The following is a 15676-nucleotide window of genomic DNA, read 5'->3' on the forward strand; positions in this document are numbered from 1 at the left end:
GTCTCATGATCGCCACGCTCGCGCAGCCACGCCTGCGAACGCCCGAACTCGGGGCGCGCCAGGGGCACCGGCTGTTCGCCGTGGTGCTCGGGGCGGCGGCCGTGCTGCGCGTGCTCGTCATGCTCGGCCACGACACCGCGCGGCTGTACTGGTACGACTCCTTCACCTACCTGGACACGGCCGTGCACCTGCGGCCGCAGGGCGCCTTCCACCCCGCCGGGTACCCGCTGTTCCTGCGGCTGCTGCTGCCCTTCCACAGCGTGGAGGTGGTCGTCGCGGTGCAGCACGCGATGGGCCTGGGCATCGGCGTGATGATCTACGCGTTGCTGCGCCGCAGGTCGCTGCCCGGCTGGGGGGCGTCGCTGGCCGCCGTGCCGGTGTTGTTCGACCCGTCGTTCCTGCGGCTGGAGCACGCGATCCTGTCCGACGTCCAGGTGATCTTCCTCATCGTGGCCGCGCTGTCGGTGCTCATGTGGCGCGACCAGGTGTCCGCGCGGGCCGCGGTCGCGGCCGGGCTGCTGCTCGCGCTGGCCGGGCTCACCCGCACCGCCGCCGTCCCGCTGCTCGGCCTGGCCGGGCTGTACCTGCTGCTGCGCCGCACCCCGTGGCGGCGCGTGGTGGCGTTCGCGCTGGCCGGCGCGCTGCCGCTGCTCGGCTACGCCGGCTGGTACGCCCAGCACCACGGCAGGTTCGCGCTCAGCGGCTCCGACGGGGTCGCCCTGTGGGCGCGCACCATGACCTTCGCCGACTGCTCGATCATCAAGCCGGCGCCGGAACTGGCCAAGCTGTGCCCGAACGGCACCGTCGTGGACGCCGCCTCCGAGTACGTCTGGGCCCCGGGGGCCTCGCTCAACCTGCTGCCCGGCGGCCGGTTCGCGCACAACGACCTGGCCAGGTCCTTCGCCGTCGCGGCCATCACCGCCCAGCCGCTCGACTACCTGCGCGAGATCGTCGAGGACACCGCGCTGGCGTTCACCTGGGAACCCGTCGCGCACCCCAAGCGGATGTCACCCACCACCTCGTTCCCCGTCGGCGCCTGGCCGCTGCCCGAGGAACAGCCGCTCGTCGCCCAGGTGCGGGCCGACTACGACCCCGGGCTGACCGGGATGACCTCGGTGCGGCCGTACGCGTCGATCCTGGCCGCCTATCCGTACCCGTGGTTCCTGCACGGGACGCTGTTCGGCGTGCTGCTGCTGCTCGGCGCGCTGCGCAGGGCGGCGCTGCTGCCGTGGACGTTCGCGATGTTCCTGCTCGTCGCGCCGGTGGCGGCGCTCGACTTCGACCACCGCTACGTGCTGCCCGCCATCCCGCTCGCCTGCGTCGCCGCCGCGCTGGCGGTAGCCCGGCTACCGCGCCTGCGGTATCGCGCCTGGCGCGAACGGCGGACTACTGTGCCGGTGTGAGGACGTGACGCTGAACCAGATGACCGCCAGGGACCTCATGCTCGTGGACCGGCGTTTCACCGTCTCCGGCCACGGCTACGCCACGACCGGGCGGATCCTGTCCACCGACGGACGCCCGCCCCCGGACTCCCTGGACCAGGCGCTGATCGCCATGGCGCTGTGCACGGACGCCGTGCTGCGCGCGGAGCAGGCGGTCGGCGACCCCACCGAGGCCGCCCTGATCGTGCTCGCCGAGAAGGGCGGCCTGGACGTCGAGGAGCTGCGGCGGCGCAACCCGCGCCTGGCCGAGGTCCCGTTCGACGCCGAACTCAAGTTCATGGCCACCTTCCACCGCTGGCGCGACGACGACGGACGGCCGATCGTGCGCTGCTTCGTCAAGGGCGCGCCGGACGTCCTGATCACCAGGGCCACCCACTGCCTCGGCCCGGACGGCGTCGCCGAGATCACCCCCGAGGCCCGGCGCGGCTACGAAGAGACGAACGCGGAGCTCGCCGGACAGGGCCGCCGGGTGCTCGCCGTCGCGCGCCAGGACCTCCCCGCGGCCGAGTTCGACGCCGGCGCCGACCTGACCGGGCTGCTGGACCGCCTCGTGCTGAACGCGCTGGTCGGCATCGTCGACCCGCCGCGGCCCGAGGCCCGCCAGGCCATCGGGGGGAGTGCCACGACGCGGGCATCCGGGTCCGCATGATCACCGGTGACCACGCGGTGACGGCCGCCGCCATCGCCCGCGACCTCGGCATCCCCGGCCTGACCAGCACCGGCGCCGACCTCGACCGGATCACCGACGACGCCGAACTCGCCCGCCGGCTGGACGACATCGGCGTCATCGCCCGGGTCTCGCCCGAGCACAAGCTGCGCATCGTCCGCGCGCTGCAGGCCCGCGGCGACGTCGTCGCGATGACCGGCGACGGCGTCAACGACGCCCCCGCGCTCCGCAGGGCGGACATCGGCGTGGCCATGGGCCTGACCGGGACCGAGGTCACCAAGGAAGCGGCGACCATGGTGCTCACCGACGACGACTTCGCCACCATCGTGCGGGCCGTCCGCGAAGGACGCGGCATCTACGACAACATCGTCAAGTTCACCCGGTTCCAGATCTCCACCGCGCTCGGCTTCGTGCTGATCTTCTTGATCACCTCGGTCACCGGCATCGGCGGCGGCGCGCCGTTCACGGCCCTGCAGATCCTCTTCGTGAACCTCGTCATGGACGGCCCGCCCGCGATGTCGCTCGGGGTCGACCCGGTCGGCCCGGACGCGATGAGCCGCCCGCCGCGACCGGTCCGCGAGCCCATACTCACGCGGGAGCGGCTCATCCGCATCGTGCTGACGAGCACCGTCATGGCGACGGGCACCGCCGCCGTGCTGGCCTGGGCGCCCGGCGGCGCCGGCCAGGCCGGGGTGGCGGGCACGATGGCGCTCGTCACGTTCGTCTTCTTCCAGGCGTTCAACCTGCTCACCGTCCGCCACCCCAGGCGCAGCCTGTTCCACCGCGACACCCTGAGCAATCCCCACCCGCTGCTGGCCGTCGCCGCGGTGGTCGCACTGCTCGCGGTCATCGTCGAGCTGGACGTGCTGCACGGCTTCTTCGCCACCGCCGACCTGACCATCGGGCAGTGGCTGACCTGCCTGGCCGTCGGCTCGGCCATCCTGTGGCTGGGCGAGCTCGTCAAGGCGTTCCTCCGGGCCCGGGACGCCCGGACACCGGAGCCGTCCAGCACGTGAACAGGACGGACTCATGAACCGCCCATCACGCCGGAAACCTCTGATCAAGCCGGAGAACCAAGCCAGGAACCGGGTCATCAAACCAGCCATGAGATCGTTCAAGCGAGCGAGCGCGTGGCTGGCCGCGTTCGTCATCGGACTGCCCGCGCTGGGCCTGGCCGCGATGATCGTCGCCTTGCGCGGGCGGTCGTGGATGATGGTCGCGGCGCCGTACCTGCTGCTGTTCATCCTGGCCTACCTGGCGGGACTGATCCTGCTCGCCCTGCTCCGCTTCCGGCCGGACTGGCTGCGCGCGGCGGTCACGGCCGTGGCCGTCTACGCGATCGCGTCGTTCACGCCGCTCCTCGACACGATGACGCGCTATCCGTACCACGTGGTCAGGTGCGGGGGCCTGCCCGTCGTCGGCACCAGCTTCGCGGCCGCCATGAGCTACAACGCGCCCGGGGACGCGGACTACGCGGTGACGCCGCTGGACGACAGGTTCTTCTGCACGGAGAAGGAGGCCAAGGCGGCCGGGTACCGCCACTACGACTACTGACCCCCGGCCCCCCGCCGCCCGGCCGCCTGCTCAGCCGTCGGCGGCGGCGGCCAGGAGGCGGGCGAGTTCGGCCGGACGGGTGAACATGGGCCAATGTCCCGAGTCGATGTCGACGAGATCCAGCTGCCTGACTTCGGCGAGCTCGGGCGACTCGCCCTCGGCGATCCACTCCCGGGCCTGCGCCGCGCTGAACTCCGGGCACACGACCACGACCGGGACGTCGAACCGCCGCTCGTCACGCAGCCGCACCACCCCTTCCGCCACCCCCGCGGGCACGGGGATCGCCCTGGCGGCGAAGTCGCGCCTGGCCTCCTCGTCGAGGTCGGCGGCGTCCGGTCCCTCGAAGGGCGCCCAGCCGGGGAAGGGGATGACGCCGTCCTGGGGCTTGAAGTACGCGTGATAGGCCGACCCGTCGGAGGCCGGGAAACCACCGACGAGGACGACCTTGGCCACCCGCTCCGGACGCGCGTCGGCGGCGAGCCAGGCCAGCGAGCAGGCGGCGGAGTGCCCCACGACCATGACCTCGCCCGGCGCCGCGTCCACCGCGTCGAGCACGGCCGCCACCTGGTCGTCCAGCGTGGCGGACGCCGACCCCGGAAGGCCGACCGGCACGGGACGGTGGCCGAGCTTCTCGAGCGGGGCCGCCACCTCGTCCCAGGCGGACGCGTCGAGCCACAGGCCCGCGACGAGCAGAATATCCATGATCAGCAGTCTCCTCCGAGTGGCGCCCTCACGGGCAGCTGTCTTCCGGCAGGCGTGGCCGCCCGGGGCCGTCCCAGATCACCCGCACGCGGACGTCCCCCAGGCGCACATCCTGTCGGCCCCACAGCATGCCACCCAATGACGGCCGCTGCCGTTCTCGCGGCAGGCGAACCCGTCGCGCCGGCCGTCGGCGGTGTGGCCGCCGTGCGCCCGGCGCGGCCGTCCGGCTCTCAAGGACGGTTCGGCGCCGGAGCCGGTTTCGCGTGCGCCGAAGCGGACGGCCGCAGGAGATCCCGCCAGTCGGCGGGCCAGTTGGCCAGCGCGAGCACCCCCATGATGACCAGATGAACAGGCGCGGCGAAGCTCTCGAACCAGACGTCGTGATTGACGATGTGCGTGGTGACCGCGCCGGTGAGCACGAACACGAGTGTCGTGGCGCCGAGGAACCGGGTGCGCCTGCTCGGGATCACCAGCAACACCGCGCTGACGAACTCCAGGCCGCCCACCACGAAGCGCATCCACGCCGGGTAGCCCCATTCGACGAACTTGACCGAGTACGGCGGACCGTAGAACGTCTCGCCCGGCATGTACTTGGTCACGGCTCCCACCACGAACTCCAGAGCCAGGAACACGTACAGGCCGGTCATCAGCCGGCGCCGCCACCCGCCGGCGCTCACGGCGCGCCCCCTACGCGGGAGAGCGCACCGCTGATCGCGGTGGCGGGAAGGCGTGTCAGTCGTTGCGCGGGAAGTGGGTTTCCACGGATTGCGATGACCATGGCGGTCACGCTAGGCGCGGCCCCGGACCGGCGCTTCTCCGATACTGCTCGATTCACGCCGAGCCGGCGAGGACCCCCTCCGGTCCGGGCCGTCCTGCCTGCTGTCGGGGCCGCTCCCGGTCGTGATGCCGGCGTTCGTGGTGGCGGGTGCGTCGGCCTGGCAACAGCCGTCGGCGCAGCCCGTCGCGTCCGCCGTGGTGGCGTCGCTCGCGGTGCCGGGACGCGGGCAGCAGGCGTCCCCGCGCCAGGCCTCGCGGCCCTCCTTGACCGCGACGGCGGCGATGACCAGGGCGGCGATCGGGTCGGCCCAGGACCAGCCGAACAGGCTGTTGAGCGCCAGCCCGACCAGCAGCACGCCGGACAGGTACGTGCACAACAGGGTCTGCTTGGAGTCGGCCACCGCGGCGGCCGAGCCGAGCTCGCGGCCCGCACTGCGCTGGGCGTGCGACAGGAACGGCATGATGACCAGGCTCAGCGCGGCCAGGATCAGGCCAGGGGTGGAGTGTTCGGCCTCGCCGGCGCCGAGCAGCGCGCGCACGGCGTCGAAGGTTACGTAGGCGGCCAGCGCGAAGAACGAGATCGCGATGACGCGCAGCGCGGCCTTCTCCCGCTGCTCGTGGTCGGCGGCGGAGAACTGCCAGGCGACCGCGGCGGCGGAGGCGACCTCGACGACGGAGTCCAGCCCGAAGCCGATGAGCGCGGCCGAGGATGCAACCGCGCCGGCGGTGATCGCCACCGCGGCCTCGATCACGTTGTACGTGATGGTCGCCGCGACCAGCAGCCGGATCCGGCGCCGCAACACGGTCCGCCGATCCGGGGTGGGCAGGTTCAGCGCGGTCATGGCCGCGTTTCCCCCGGCCCGCCCTGCCCGGCGGCGTGGACGGGAGACAGCACCACGGCGTGGCCGGTGGCGGCGAGCAGGTGTTCGGCGGCGGCCAGCAGGTCCATCAGCTCGGGCCGGGTCAGCGAGTAGAACGACTGGCGGCCTTCGGCCCGGTAGTCGACCAGGCCGCAGTCGCGCAGGCAGGCCAGATGCTTGGACACCGTGGACTGAGCCAACCCGAGCTCGGCGGTGAGGTCCACCACGCGGGCCTCGCCACGGGCGAGCCGCTGCACGATGCGCAGCCGGGTCTCGTCGGCCAGGGAGTGGAAGAGCGCTGCTGCGGGGGAGATGCCGGCGGCGATGTCGGTGCTGACACACCGGCCACCCTCTTTATCGATCGCCATAAAGCGATGATAGCCCGAAATTCCTATCGGACGATGCCGTGCCACCCAAGATCATGTATGGTGGGCCGGGTTACGGCGTCCTTCCGTACGGAACACCCCGCCGCCTCGCGGACTGGTAACCCGCACGAACGAGGCGGCGGGCCCGGACGTCACAAGCTCTCGCCTGAAGTGGCGCGCTCAGATGTGGACGGCCGGTGGCGACGGGTCGCCGGTGAGGGCGGCCGTCACGGCGTCGACCAGGTGCTTCTCCACGTCGTCGGCGCGCCTGCCCCGGTCGGACGTCAGCTGCTCCCAGACGGAGACCGAGGTCATCGCCCAGGCCAGGTCGGCGGCGACGTCCGGATCCAGGCCGGGCCGCAGCCGTCCGGCGGCTGACAGGTGGCGGGCGGCGGCCAGGAAACCCTCGTGGAGCTCGTCCATCCGGTCGGTCCAGGCCGCGGCGGCGTCGGGGTCGTCGCGGCGGGAGGCCAGCAGCACCGAGGCCACCGGATGGATCGTCGCCGCGTAGCGCAGCCAGACGCGCAGGAAGGCGCGGAACGCCTCGACGGGTTCCTCTCCGGTCAGCGCCTTCTCGCAGCGCGCGCGGATCCCGTCCTGTTCGTCCATGTCCCGTACGACGGCCACCAGCAGGCTGGCCCGGGAGCCGAAGTGGAGGTAGAGCGCCTGCCGGGAGATCCCCGTGGCGCGGGCCACGTCGGCCATCGAGACGCGCGGGCCCCGCTCGACGATGAGCCGCCGGGCGGTCTCCAGGATGCGCGATCGCGTGCTTGACACGTGTCAAGCATAGCCCTAGCTTGACACGCGTCAAGCTAGCGGGCTCCCGAGGAGGCACCCGATGGACACCACCCACCCCGCGACCGCCGCCGCGCTCGCCGCCATGGACGCGGTCAGCGCCGGCGACCGCGACGCCTGGCTCGCCTGCTACGCCCCGGACGCCGTGCTCCACGACCCGGTCGGCGGCTCCCCGCTGGATCCCCACGGCACCGGCCTGCGGGGCCGGGCCGCGCTCGAAGGGTTCTGGGAGCTCACCGTCGCGCCCAACGACGTGCGTTTCGAGATCGCCGCGGTGCATCCCGCCGGGGACGAGGTCGCGGTCGTCGCCTCGGTCTCCGTCCGCTTCCCGACCGGGGCCTCGGCCGGCTACGACGGCGTCTTCGTCTACCGGGCAGAGGGCGGGCGGATCACCTCGCTGCGCGCCTACTGGGACCTGGCGCCCGTCCTGTCCGCGCTCGGCGCCTGACCGGCGGCGCGGGGCAGTCCATCCATGAGCTTCGGTGCCGGGCACGGGCCGTAAGCTCGCCCAGCGGGTCCCGGACGAGAACCGGCGTGAACTCTTCGGCGAAGCGGCGGTAAGTACAGGCGAATCTGCCCGCACTCGCGAAGGAGCTGACCCGTACATGGCCGAACCGGCGACAGCCGAGGCCACCGACTCCGGCATCGATCCTGGCACCGACTCCGGCGTCGAGACCGGCATCGACAGCGAGCTGATCCGCCGCTCGCTGCGTGAGCCGGACGCGTTCGCCGTGCTGTTCGACCGGCACGCGCCCGCCCTGCACCGTTACGCGGCCCGCAGGCTCGGGCCGGACGCGGCCGAGGACGTGGTGTCCGAGACGTTCCTGGCCGCGTTCGAGCACCGGCACCGCTACCAGCTCGGCCAGGCCGACGCCCGCCCCTGGTTGTACGGCATCGCCTCGAACGTGATCGGCAAGCGGCGCAGGCGCGAGGTGGCCCGATACCGGGCGTACGCGCGGGGCGGCGTGCACCCGTCGGAGATCGGCGGCGGCCTGGTCGAGGACGGCGTGACCACGCTCGCCGTCAACCAGCCGCTGGTGGCGGCCCTGGCCGGGTTACGTGTCGGCGACCGTGACGCGCTGCTGCTGGTGGCGTGGGCGGGGCTGAAGTACGAGGAGGTGGCCGAGGCGCTGGACATCCCGGTCGGGACCGTCCGTTTCCGGCTCAATCGGGCGCGCAGGAAGGTCCGGCAGGCGCTGGAAGGTCCGGCAGGGGCTGGAGGGGACAGAGCATGAATGAGATGGAGGAGCTCGGCCGCCTGTGGGCCGAGACGCCCGAGCCGAGCTCACGCGAACTGGCGGGCTCGCGTGCCGCCCTGACGTCCAGGATCGCCGGCCGGCGGGATGGCCGGCCGCTCCTGACGGCGGGCCGCGACGACCGTGAGTCCGACGGCGCAGGTGCCCGGCGCTTCCTGCCGACCAGGCGGGCCGGGCTGGTCGGCGCCCTGGCCGCGGCGCTGACCGTCGGCATCCTCGCCGCTCAGGTGGGCCTGGGCGGTTCCGATCCCGGCCACCCGCTGGCCGCCCCGCCCGCCGACGCGCAGACGCTGCTCAAGCTGGCCGCGCGGGCCGCCGGCGAGCAGCGGGACACGGTGCCGGGCCGCGGTCAGTACGTCCACACCAAGCGGCTGGCCCAGCGCAGCCTGTACCTGGCCGACGAGACGGGCGCCGTGCGGTACACCAAGGTGCTGGTCAACGAGGAGCGCTGGGAGTCCGCCGACGTGGGCAGGCCGTGGCTGAGCCGCGAGCAGGCCGTGTCGGCCACCGGGCCCGCGCCGCGCAACCGCTGGGACCACGGCGTCGAGGACACCGTGTACGGGCCCGCGTCCTGCCCCGGCCGGCCCGCCTACGCCCGGCTCGGCGCCTGGCCCACCGACCCGGCCCAGGTGCGCGCGAAGATCGTGGCCGAGACGGGGGAGGATCCGCTGCGCATCTGGGCCTCGCTGCAGTCCCTGGTCGCCGAGTCCGTGGTGCGTCCGAGCCTGAGCGCCGCGCTGTACCAGGTGGCTGCGGGGCTGGACGGCATCGTGCTCATCCCCGACACCGTGGACGTCGCCGGCCGGCCCGGCATGGCCGTCGCCATGGACCAGCGCGACGGCACCCGCGCCGAGCTGATCTTCGACCGGCAGACCTACCGCTACCTGGGCGAGCGCACCGTGAACAGCCGGGACAGGAAGGCCAGGCTGCCCATCGGCGAGGTGCTCAAGCGGAAGGGCACGGCGAACGGCACCGCGGTGCTCGCCGTCGACCTGACCCCGGGGCTGCCCGAGGTGTCACCGGACGCGTCTCGCCTGCGGATCCCCTGCTGAGACTTTCCCCTGGATCCGGCCCTTTCTGCCGGGAGTTCTGTTTCGCATGCCCACCTGCTGGTCGCGCATGCCTATCGGATGAAGGAGCAATGCCATGTTCATCGCAGCCAAGGCCGTCACGGCCACCCTGCTCGTGGCCGCGTTCGGCGGGTTCGCCTCGCCTGAGACGGAGGCCGCGTACGAGAAGAAGGCCGCCATGGAGGAGACGCGCGTCGCCTGCATGCAGGAGAAGGGGTTCACCTACCTGGCCCAGCCGGTTATCAAGCGCAAGTGGCAGCCGGGCGAGCGCGAGCGGCTGACGGGAGATCATGAGGCGCTGCGTGCCTACCGGGCCAAGTACGGGTTCGGCGTCTGGTCCAAGCTGGTCTATCCGCGCGACCCGGTGGTCAACCCGGTGTCCGGGGAGAACGTGAACAACAAGAACCTGATGGCGATGCCGGCGGACCAGCTCAAGAAGTGGCGCGCCGCCGACGACGCCTGCTTCGCCGAGGCGGCCAAGGAGCACCTGGGCCTCACCATCACCTCGCAGGACGACTACCTGGAGCGGCTCAACGCCGCGCTGGCCAAGTCGTCGGCCGCGCTCGACAAGGACGAGCGGATCGCCGCGCTCGGCGGGCGGTTCGCCACGTGCCTGGGCGTCGGCCGGGCCAAGCCTTCGGCCCTGGCCGAGCTGGGCCGGACGATGTTCGTCCAGCAGGCCACGGAGGTCGCCAAGAAGCTGCGCAAGGGCCCGCTGCCGAAGGTGCCCAAGGGCCGCACGCTGACCATGATGCCGCAGCTCAAGCCGGAGCAGGCCAAGCCGTACCTGGACAAGGAGATCAAGGCGGCGCTGAAGGACCTGGACTGCGGCAAGGCCTTCTACGCCGCCTACTCGCCCAGGGCCTGGGCCGCCAGGGAGCAGGTGTACCAGCGGTTCGCCGTGGACTTCGCGCTCTGACCGGGGCGAACCTGGGGTGACGTCGGCCCTTGCCGCGGCGGGGCCGGCGCGGAGACCGGCCCGGGCTCAGGGCGAGCACCCGCCCTGCGCCCGGGCCTCGCCGCGGGTCAGTTCCGCCACTGCTCGGCCGGGGACACGCCGGGCAGCGGCTTGCCGATGAGGGCCAGCGGGAGGAAGAAGCAGACCTGACCGATGGCCATGATGAGCGTGGCGAGCGCCCGGTCGTCGTACTGCTCGGCCGCCCGGTCGTACAGCTCGTCGGGGACGCGCTCACCGGCCGGGTTCGGCATCAGCACCGCCTCGACCAGCTCCAGCGCGACGCGTTCGGCGTCGCTGAAGTAGGGCGCGTCGCGCCAGGAGGCCACGGCGGTGATGGTCTGCTCGGCCGCGCCGGCCTCGCGCAGGTTGCCGGTGTGCAGAACGGTCAGGTACGTGCTGCCGGCGAGCTGCCCGGCCCGCAGCTGGACCAGGCTGATCGTGGTCCGCGGGATCGTGCCGTTGCCTGTCGCCTGGTAGAGGGCGCCGCCGACGTCCTTGAGCTGGGGGACGAGCGCGACGGGGTTGGGCAGGCGCGACTCGGTGGTGGTCATGATGGTGATGTTCCTTTCTGGATGGTGTTGCGCTGCCATGACGGATCGCAGGGCGCGAAGGTGACCGGCTGTGGGTGTCCGGCGTCCTTCACGAGGAGGCGATCTTCATGAGGAGGCGATGGTGGCGCGGTGGACGGCGGCGGCGAGCCGGTCGTGTTCCGGGTAGGACCAGCCGAACCCGTAGCGGCGCCGCGCGTAGCCGAAGGCGATGCCGCTGAGCGGGTCGGCGAAGGCCTCGGCGCCGGCCGAGCCGTCGTGGCCGAAGGCGTTGGCGCTCAGGAACGGGTAACGCAGGCCCTTGGCCTGGAAGCCGACCGCGTAGTTGCCCTGGTCGCCGCGTACCAGGTCGGCGCCGACGGAGTGGAGCTGGGCGAACCGCGCGACGGTGTCCGGCGTGAGCAGCGGCGGCTGCCCGCCGACGCCCCACACGGCCGCCGCGTACAACCCGGCCAGGCCGCGCGCGCTGCCCACCCCGCCGGCCGAGGCCGGGCCGTTCGCGCGTACCGCCCGGGTGTTGGCGAAGGCCACCTGGTCCAGCGGCGGCGTGCTGTTGAGCCCGTAGCCGACGCCCATGATGCTGTGCGGCCCGGGCAGGTTCGACCAGAACGCGGCCTCCTGCTCGGGGGTGGCCGTCCACCACTGGATGGGCAGGAACCGGTGCTCCTCGGACTCGGGCAGGCCCAGGTAGAGGTCCAGCCCGTAGCGGGCGCGGATACGCCGTTCGTAGAGCCGCTGCAGTGACTCGCCGGCGGCGCGCCTGATCACCTCGCTCACCAGCGCGAACGTGACGAACCCGCCGTAACCGTAGGCCGCGCCCGGCCGCCAGTACGGGCGCTGCCCGGCCAGCCGGCGCGCGATCACCGCGTCGTCGGCGAGCTCGGCCGCGCTCAGGCCGCCGTCGACGCCGATGACGCCGGAGCGGTGGGTGAGCACGTCCCGCAGCGTGATCGTCTCCTTGCCCGCGGCGGCGAACTCCGGCCAGTGCCGGGCCACCGGCTCGTCCAGGTCGAGGACCCCCTCCTGCACCAGCAGCGCCGCCACCAGCGTCGCGGCGCCCTTGGTGGCCGAGTAGAGCCCGGTCACCGTGTCACCGCTCACCTCGTCGCCGGCCCACAGGTCCACCACCTGCCGGCCGTGCGCATAGGCCGTCAGCTGGGCGCCCACCCGGCCGTCCCGCTCGGCCACCACGGCGGCGAACTCCTCGCGTACCTGCTCGAAACCGTCCGCGACCGTTCCATGGACGTTCGTGTCACTCACGTTCAGTGCCTTTCGTCAGCGTCTTTCGTCGGCATGACGGACGGGACGGACGAAAGGTGACCGCGCGCCGGCCGGGGCCAGGTCTCACCGGACCGGGGCCGGGTCTCACCGGGCCGGGGGTCCGCGACTTGCCGGGCGGCCGACTCGGCTCAAGGTGGTCCGATAGCCTCGGCCGATGGCGAAGATCTTGGTCACGGGCATGTCGGGCACCGGCAAGTCGACGGCGCTGAAGCTGCTGGCCGCACGGGGACATCACGCCGTCGACACCGACACCGACCGGTGGAGCCACTGGGTGACCCTGCCGGACGGGTCGGGCGACTGGGTGTGGCGGGAGCCGGCCATCGACGCTCTGCTCTCCGGCCACGACGAGGGCGATCTCTTCGTGGCCGGCTGCAAATCCAACCAGGGCGTGTTCTACCCGCGATTCGACCAGGTCGTTCTGCTCAGCGCGCCCGCCGAGGTCATGCTCGCCCGCATTTCCACCCGTACCGACAATCCCTTCGGCAAGCGTCCCGAGGAACGTGCGGCCATCCTGCACGACCTGGCCACCGTGGAACCGTTGCTCAGGGCCACCTGCACGGCCGAGATCGACGCCCGCGCACCGATCGAGAAGGTCGTCCAGCAACTCGAGGACCTGGCCCGAACGGCGGGCTGACCAAGGGTTCGGCGGACCCCGTGGGGCGCCGGAACCAATGATGCGCAAGGGACCGAACGTACGTTCTGAGCTGCTGCTAAAGCGCTGTGAATGCGCCGCTAGTCCGGCCGCCCCCATGCTCGACGAACGAGCCGCAAAGATCACCACCGGCTCGGCATTCCGAGGGCGTATTCGCGGAATCGGGGCACTTCTCATTCGCCTTGGCCGGCGCCGCCTTCGGTTTGGTCCTTGGTCTCATCCGTCTTTACGAAAGGACTTCGTCATGCGCATCAGAAAGGCAGCCGCGACGCTCGCGACGCTCGCCGCGATCACGGTCGCGCCGCTCGCGCTGAACGCGGCTCCGGCCGCTGCTCAGCCGGTCACCGGCGCCGCCACCGCTCTGTTCGAGCCCGATCCTGCTCAGACGGGACCGGAGACCACGGACGACGACCCCGAGACCTTCGGCGCGTGGAAGACCGTCGCCGTCTACGGGTTCAAGCGGGTGTGCCGGATCAACGGTCCGATCCTGCAGCGCACCATGGGGGCCAAGTCGTGGCGCTGCAAGCGAACCGGCTTCTCCGTCCTGTACAAGCTCCAGCTTCGCTGGTAGCGCGTATCGCCCGATGAAAGACCCCGGGGCCGTGGCAGCCCGGCCATGACGGACGGGCACCCGGCCCTGGGGGCATCGCCGCAGCTGACAGGCTCGCCCGGCGGGAACCAGCAACGCCTCTTGCCGGCCTACGTCGAAAGGCTCGTGGGCGCGCAGCTCGCCGCGGCCGTCGGTTCGGCGGCTCGTCGTCACCCATCCGACCGAAACAACGAAGGGATCGAACCTGTGCCCGTCATGCGAAGGCTCGCGATCGTACTCGCCGTGTCCGCTGCCACCGTCCTGCCCTTGGGCGCGGCGGCGGCACCCGCCGGCGCCGCCGCGCCGGCCCTGGACCCGGGAGCGGGAACCGCCGGCCCCGCCGCCATCGCGGCGAGCGGCATCTGGCGTTCTTACGGCAACACGAACCCGATCACTCCGGGCTCCGGCACATGGCGCTGTCAAAGCCCACGGCCGGTCGACGCCGACGCCCAGGTGAACGGCCGGGTCTGCGTGATCAGGTCGCCGAACGGGACCTCCGCCGTACGGGCGGCGGTGATCGTGCGCAACGACGGATCCGGCTCCTACACCGCGACCGCGGCCCTGGGCCTGTACACCTCCAGTGCCCTGATCGGCAGCTGGGCGTGCTCGTCGGCGGAGGTCGCGGCGCACTCCTGGTCGGTGTGCTTCGGACAGGCCCGCACGGTACGCGGCCGGGCGTATGCCCGGGGAACCGTCAATGCTGTCGACCTCGGCCGGTCACCGTGGGTGTGAACCCGGGCTCATCGCGCTGAAGCCGACCCCGCGGGCGATACCCGGCCACGCTCGCGGGCTCAGCGATGATCGAGCGGTTCAGCGCCCGCGCTGCCACGATCTGGACCGCGCTCCCTTGATGCACGTCGCCTTCGCCGTCGTCCTCATTCCGGCACTGCGCCGCGCCTCCCGGGTCGGCCGATGAGCGCCGGTGTAGACCGCATCGCGCTGATCTACGGCGTCCAGTGGCGGTGGTGATGATCAGGCGTAGCCGGCGGTGCGGGCGTCGTCCGGGGAGGTGCGGCGCCTGCGCGGCCATGCCGACCGCGACCAAGACCACGCCCACGACCGGCGTCGCGATCGGCGCTGGGTGCGGGTTCTCCTGGCGGGTGGGTTCCAGCCGCCGTAGTAGCCGCCGTCGGGCGGGGGAGGGGGGAGAGTCATCGAACCTCCTCCAACAGTGGCGGCCGCCGGGAACTGCCCGGTCACGGGGCGGCGGCTGATGGGAAGCCCCGTGGCCGGGCACGTGCGTGCCGGGGCGGTGCCCGGCTGGAGGCACCGTCTCGGCACGCGGTGCCGCAGGCCGTCGCGGGGGGCCGGCCCGCAGCACAGGATCACCACAAACTCGGCGTACATCCGTCGATCAACACCAGACCGGCGCAAATACGACGGAAGTTCCCTGAACTTACCTCAAGTACTGATCCTTTGCAGGAGGTGTGGCGAAGCGGGTGAAACCGGCGGCCAGGTCGTCGATCAGGACCCACGGTTCACGCCGGGCCCGGTACGGCCCCCTGGCCGGTGGACGGCCGCTACTGCTGGGCCTCGGCGGCCTCCGGCTCTTCGTCATCGGCTGCCGACTCCCGCAGTTCCTCGCGCAGCAGTGCCACGAACATGGTGTTGAAGGCGACGTTGAGAAGGTACGGCACCAGGAGCCCGGCGATCCCCAGCGTGAGCAGCCCCCCGGCCGCGATGAGCCAATCCGCGTCGTCACCCGGCTTGACCAGCGGCATGCCGATGCCGATGAGGGTCAGGGCGATACCCACGAGCATGCCGGCGAACGCGATCACGATCATCAAGCCGTGCAGGTACTGGCTGAGGCGATATGCCTCGGGATCGCGCGCGAGAAGCAGCAGGCGCCGCAGGCGTGCCTCGCTCAGCCGGTCGAGACGTTCGCGCGCGGATCGGCTGCGCCGCGTCACCCACCGTTTGGCCGGGTCGGTGAGGACGTTGGCGACGATGCTGAACGGAATGCCGATGCCCAAGCCGATGAACAGCCATACCCAAGAATCCATGGACACCATGATCGGTGGGGTCGCCCGCATCTCGGGCGGCCGTGATCGATTCGTGCTCGCCCAGGTCGCCGTGGACTCGCGGGTCACCCCGCGCGCCTTCTGGCCCGCCGTCCACCAGGCGGTCGAAGACCCGGCCCGCGCGTCTTCGGCGGTCTGA

Annotated in this window: 21 protein-coding genes; 12 read left to right on the top strand and 9 right to left on the bottom strand. The window is 72.1% G+C overall.

Features of this window, described 5'->3' with window-relative positions; genetic code table 11:
* Positions 1–5: 5 nt before the first annotated feature.
* From HII36_RS17065 to HII36_RS17080, 4 genes are all read left to right on the top strand, one after another.
* Positions 6–1403 (top strand): hypothetical protein, encoded by a 1398-nt coding sequence (locus tag HII36_RS17065; RefSeq protein ID WP_173524176.1) that lies wholly within the window; start codon positions 6–8, stop codon positions 1401–1403.
* Positions 1404–1407: 4 nt separating this feature from the next.
* The gene (locus tag HII36_RS17070; protein ID WP_173524177.1) at positions 1408–2091 is read left to right on the top strand and encodes a cation-translocating P-type ATPase; all 684 of its coding nucleotides are present in this window, start codon (positions 1408–1410) and stop codon (positions 2089–2091) included.
* The gene (locus HII36_RS17075) at positions 2088–3125 is read left to right on the top strand and encodes an HAD-IC family P-type ATPase (protein ID WP_173524178.1); all 1038 of its coding nucleotides are present in this window, start codon (positions 2088–2090) and stop codon (positions 3123–3125) included. Before HII36_RS17070 ends, HII36_RS17075 begins: the two co-directional genes overlap by 4 nt.
* An 88-nt stretch (positions 3126–3213) precedes the next feature.
* A complete protein-coding gene (locus tag HII36_RS17080; protein ID WP_173524179.1) occupies positions 3214–3663 on the top strand; it encodes a sunset domain-containing protein in 450 nt (149 codons plus the stop codon).
* 30 nt (positions 3664–3693) lie between these two features.
* On the opposite strand, the gene HII36_RS17085 is transcribed toward HII36_RS17080, so the two are convergent.
* The 5 genes from HII36_RS17085 to HII36_RS17105 all read right to left on the bottom strand — a co-directional run bounded on the left by HII36_RS17085 (position 3694) and on the right by HII36_RS17105 (position 7144).
* Positions 3694–4365: an alpha/beta fold hydrolase gene (locus HII36_RS17085; RefSeq protein WP_173524180.1), complete on the bottom strand. Its 672-nt coding sequence runs from the start codon at positions 4363–4365 to the stop codon at positions 3694–3696.
* Positions 4366–4595: 230 nt separating this feature from the next.
* On the bottom strand, positions 4596–5042 hold the full coding sequence (locus tag HII36_RS17090) for a DoxX family protein (RefSeq protein WP_217369616.1): 447 nt from the start codon (positions 5040–5042) through the stop codon (positions 4596–4598).
* A 111-nt stretch (positions 5043–5153) separates the two neighbouring features.
* The gene (locus HII36_RS17095; protein ID WP_456238015.1) at positions 5154–5984 is read right to left on the bottom strand and encodes a cation transporter; all 831 of its coding nucleotides are present in this window, start codon (positions 5982–5984) and stop codon (positions 5154–5156) included.
* Entirely contained in the window at positions 5981–6370 is a 390-nt protein-coding gene (locus HII36_RS17100) for an ArsR/SmtB family transcription factor (RefSeq protein WP_173524181.1), read from the bottom strand. The genes HII36_RS17095 and HII36_RS17100 overlap by 4 nt, the downstream gene beginning before the upstream one ends.
* A gap of 177 nt (positions 6371–6547) precedes the next feature.
* A complete protein-coding gene (locus HII36_RS17105) occupies positions 6548–7144 on the bottom strand; it encodes a TetR/AcrR family transcriptional regulator (RefSeq protein WP_173524182.1) in 597 nt (198 codons plus the stop codon).
* Between the two features lie 61 nt (positions 7145–7205).
* Between HII36_RS17105 and HII36_RS17110 the strand changes: the two genes are divergently transcribed.
* From HII36_RS17110 to HII36_RS17125, 4 genes are all read left to right on the top strand, one after another.
* Positions 7206–7610 (top strand): nuclear transport factor 2 family protein, encoded by a 405-nt coding sequence (locus HII36_RS17110; RefSeq protein WP_173524183.1) that lies wholly within the window; start codon positions 7206–7208, stop codon positions 7608–7610.
* Positions 7611–7767: 157 nt separating this feature from the next.
* Positions 7768–8397 (top strand): RNA polymerase sigma factor, encoded by a 630-nt coding sequence (locus HII36_RS17115; RefSeq protein ID WP_173524184.1) that lies wholly within the window; start codon positions 7768–7770, stop codon positions 8395–8397.
* A complete protein-coding gene (locus HII36_RS17120; protein WP_173524185.1) occupies positions 8394–9470 on the top strand; it encodes a CU044_5270 family protein in 1077 nt (358 codons plus the stop codon). The genes HII36_RS17115 and HII36_RS17120 overlap by 4 nt, the downstream gene beginning before the upstream one ends.
* Before the next feature lie 94 nt (positions 9471–9564).
* Positions 9565–10407, top strand: coding sequence for a hypothetical protein (locus tag HII36_RS17125; protein ID WP_173524186.1), 843 nt, complete (start codon positions 9565–9567; stop codon positions 10405–10407).
* A gap of 107 nt (positions 10408–10514) precedes the next feature.
* Here the strand turns inward: HII36_RS17125 and HII36_RS17130 are convergent, their stop codons facing one another.
* Together HII36_RS17130 and HII36_RS17135 are read right to left on the bottom strand one after the other, a co-directional pair.
* The gene (locus HII36_RS17130; protein WP_173524187.1) at positions 10515–10997 is read right to left on the bottom strand and encodes a carboxymuconolactone decarboxylase family protein; all 483 of its coding nucleotides are present in this window, start codon (positions 10995–10997) and stop codon (positions 10515–10517) included.
* A gap of 105 nt (positions 10998–11102) precedes the next feature.
* Positions 11103–12254: a serine hydrolase domain-containing protein gene (locus tag HII36_RS17135; protein ID WP_173524188.1), complete on the bottom strand. Its 1152-nt coding sequence runs from the start codon at positions 12252–12254 to the stop codon at positions 11103–11105.
* Positions 12255–12429: 175 nt separating this feature from the next.
* Between HII36_RS17135 and HII36_RS17140 the strand changes: the two genes are divergently transcribed.
* The 3 genes from HII36_RS17140 to HII36_RS17150 all read left to right on the top strand — a co-directional run bounded on the left by HII36_RS17140 (position 12430) and on the right by HII36_RS17150 (position 14248).
* Positions 12430–12909, top strand: a complete 480-nt coding sequence (locus HII36_RS17140; protein WP_173524189.1) for an AAA family ATPase — start codon at positions 12430–12432, stop codon at positions 12907–12909.
* 262 nt (positions 12910–13171) lie between these two features.
* The gene (locus HII36_RS17145) at positions 13172–13498 is read left to right on the top strand and encodes a hypothetical protein (protein WP_173524190.1); all 327 of its coding nucleotides are present in this window, start codon (positions 13172–13174) and stop codon (positions 13496–13498) included.
* 261 nt (positions 13499–13759) lie between these two features.
* Positions 13760–14248, top strand: a complete 489-nt coding sequence (locus HII36_RS17150) for a hypothetical protein (protein WP_173524191.1) — start codon at positions 13760–13762, stop codon at positions 14246–14248.
* 240 nt (positions 14249–14488) lie between these two features.
* Here HII36_RS17150 and HII36_RS17155 read toward each other — a convergent pair whose 3' ends face one another.
* The gene (locus HII36_RS17155; RefSeq protein WP_173524192.1) at positions 14489–14671 is read right to left on the bottom strand and encodes a hypothetical protein; all 183 of its coding nucleotides are present in this window, start codon (positions 14669–14671) and stop codon (positions 14489–14491) included.
* A 365-nt stretch (positions 14672–15036) separates the two neighbouring features.
* Entirely contained in the window at positions 15037–15528 is a 492-nt protein-coding gene (locus HII36_RS17160) for a hypothetical protein (RefSeq protein ID WP_173524193.1), read from the bottom strand.
* On the opposite strand from HII36_RS17160, the gene HII36_RS17165 reads away from it, so the two are divergent.
* Positions 15518–15676: a hypothetical protein gene (locus tag HII36_RS17165; RefSeq protein ID WP_173524194.1), complete on the top strand. Its 159-nt coding sequence runs from the start codon at positions 15518–15520 to the stop codon at positions 15674–15676. The two genes, HII36_RS17160 and HII36_RS17165, sit on opposite strands and share 11 nt — an antisense overlap.

The organism is Nonomuraea antri (genome assembly GCF_013283785.1).
Classification (GTDB): Bacteria; Actinomycetota; Actinomycetes; order Streptosporangiales; family Streptosporangiaceae; genus Nonomuraea; species Nonomuraea antri.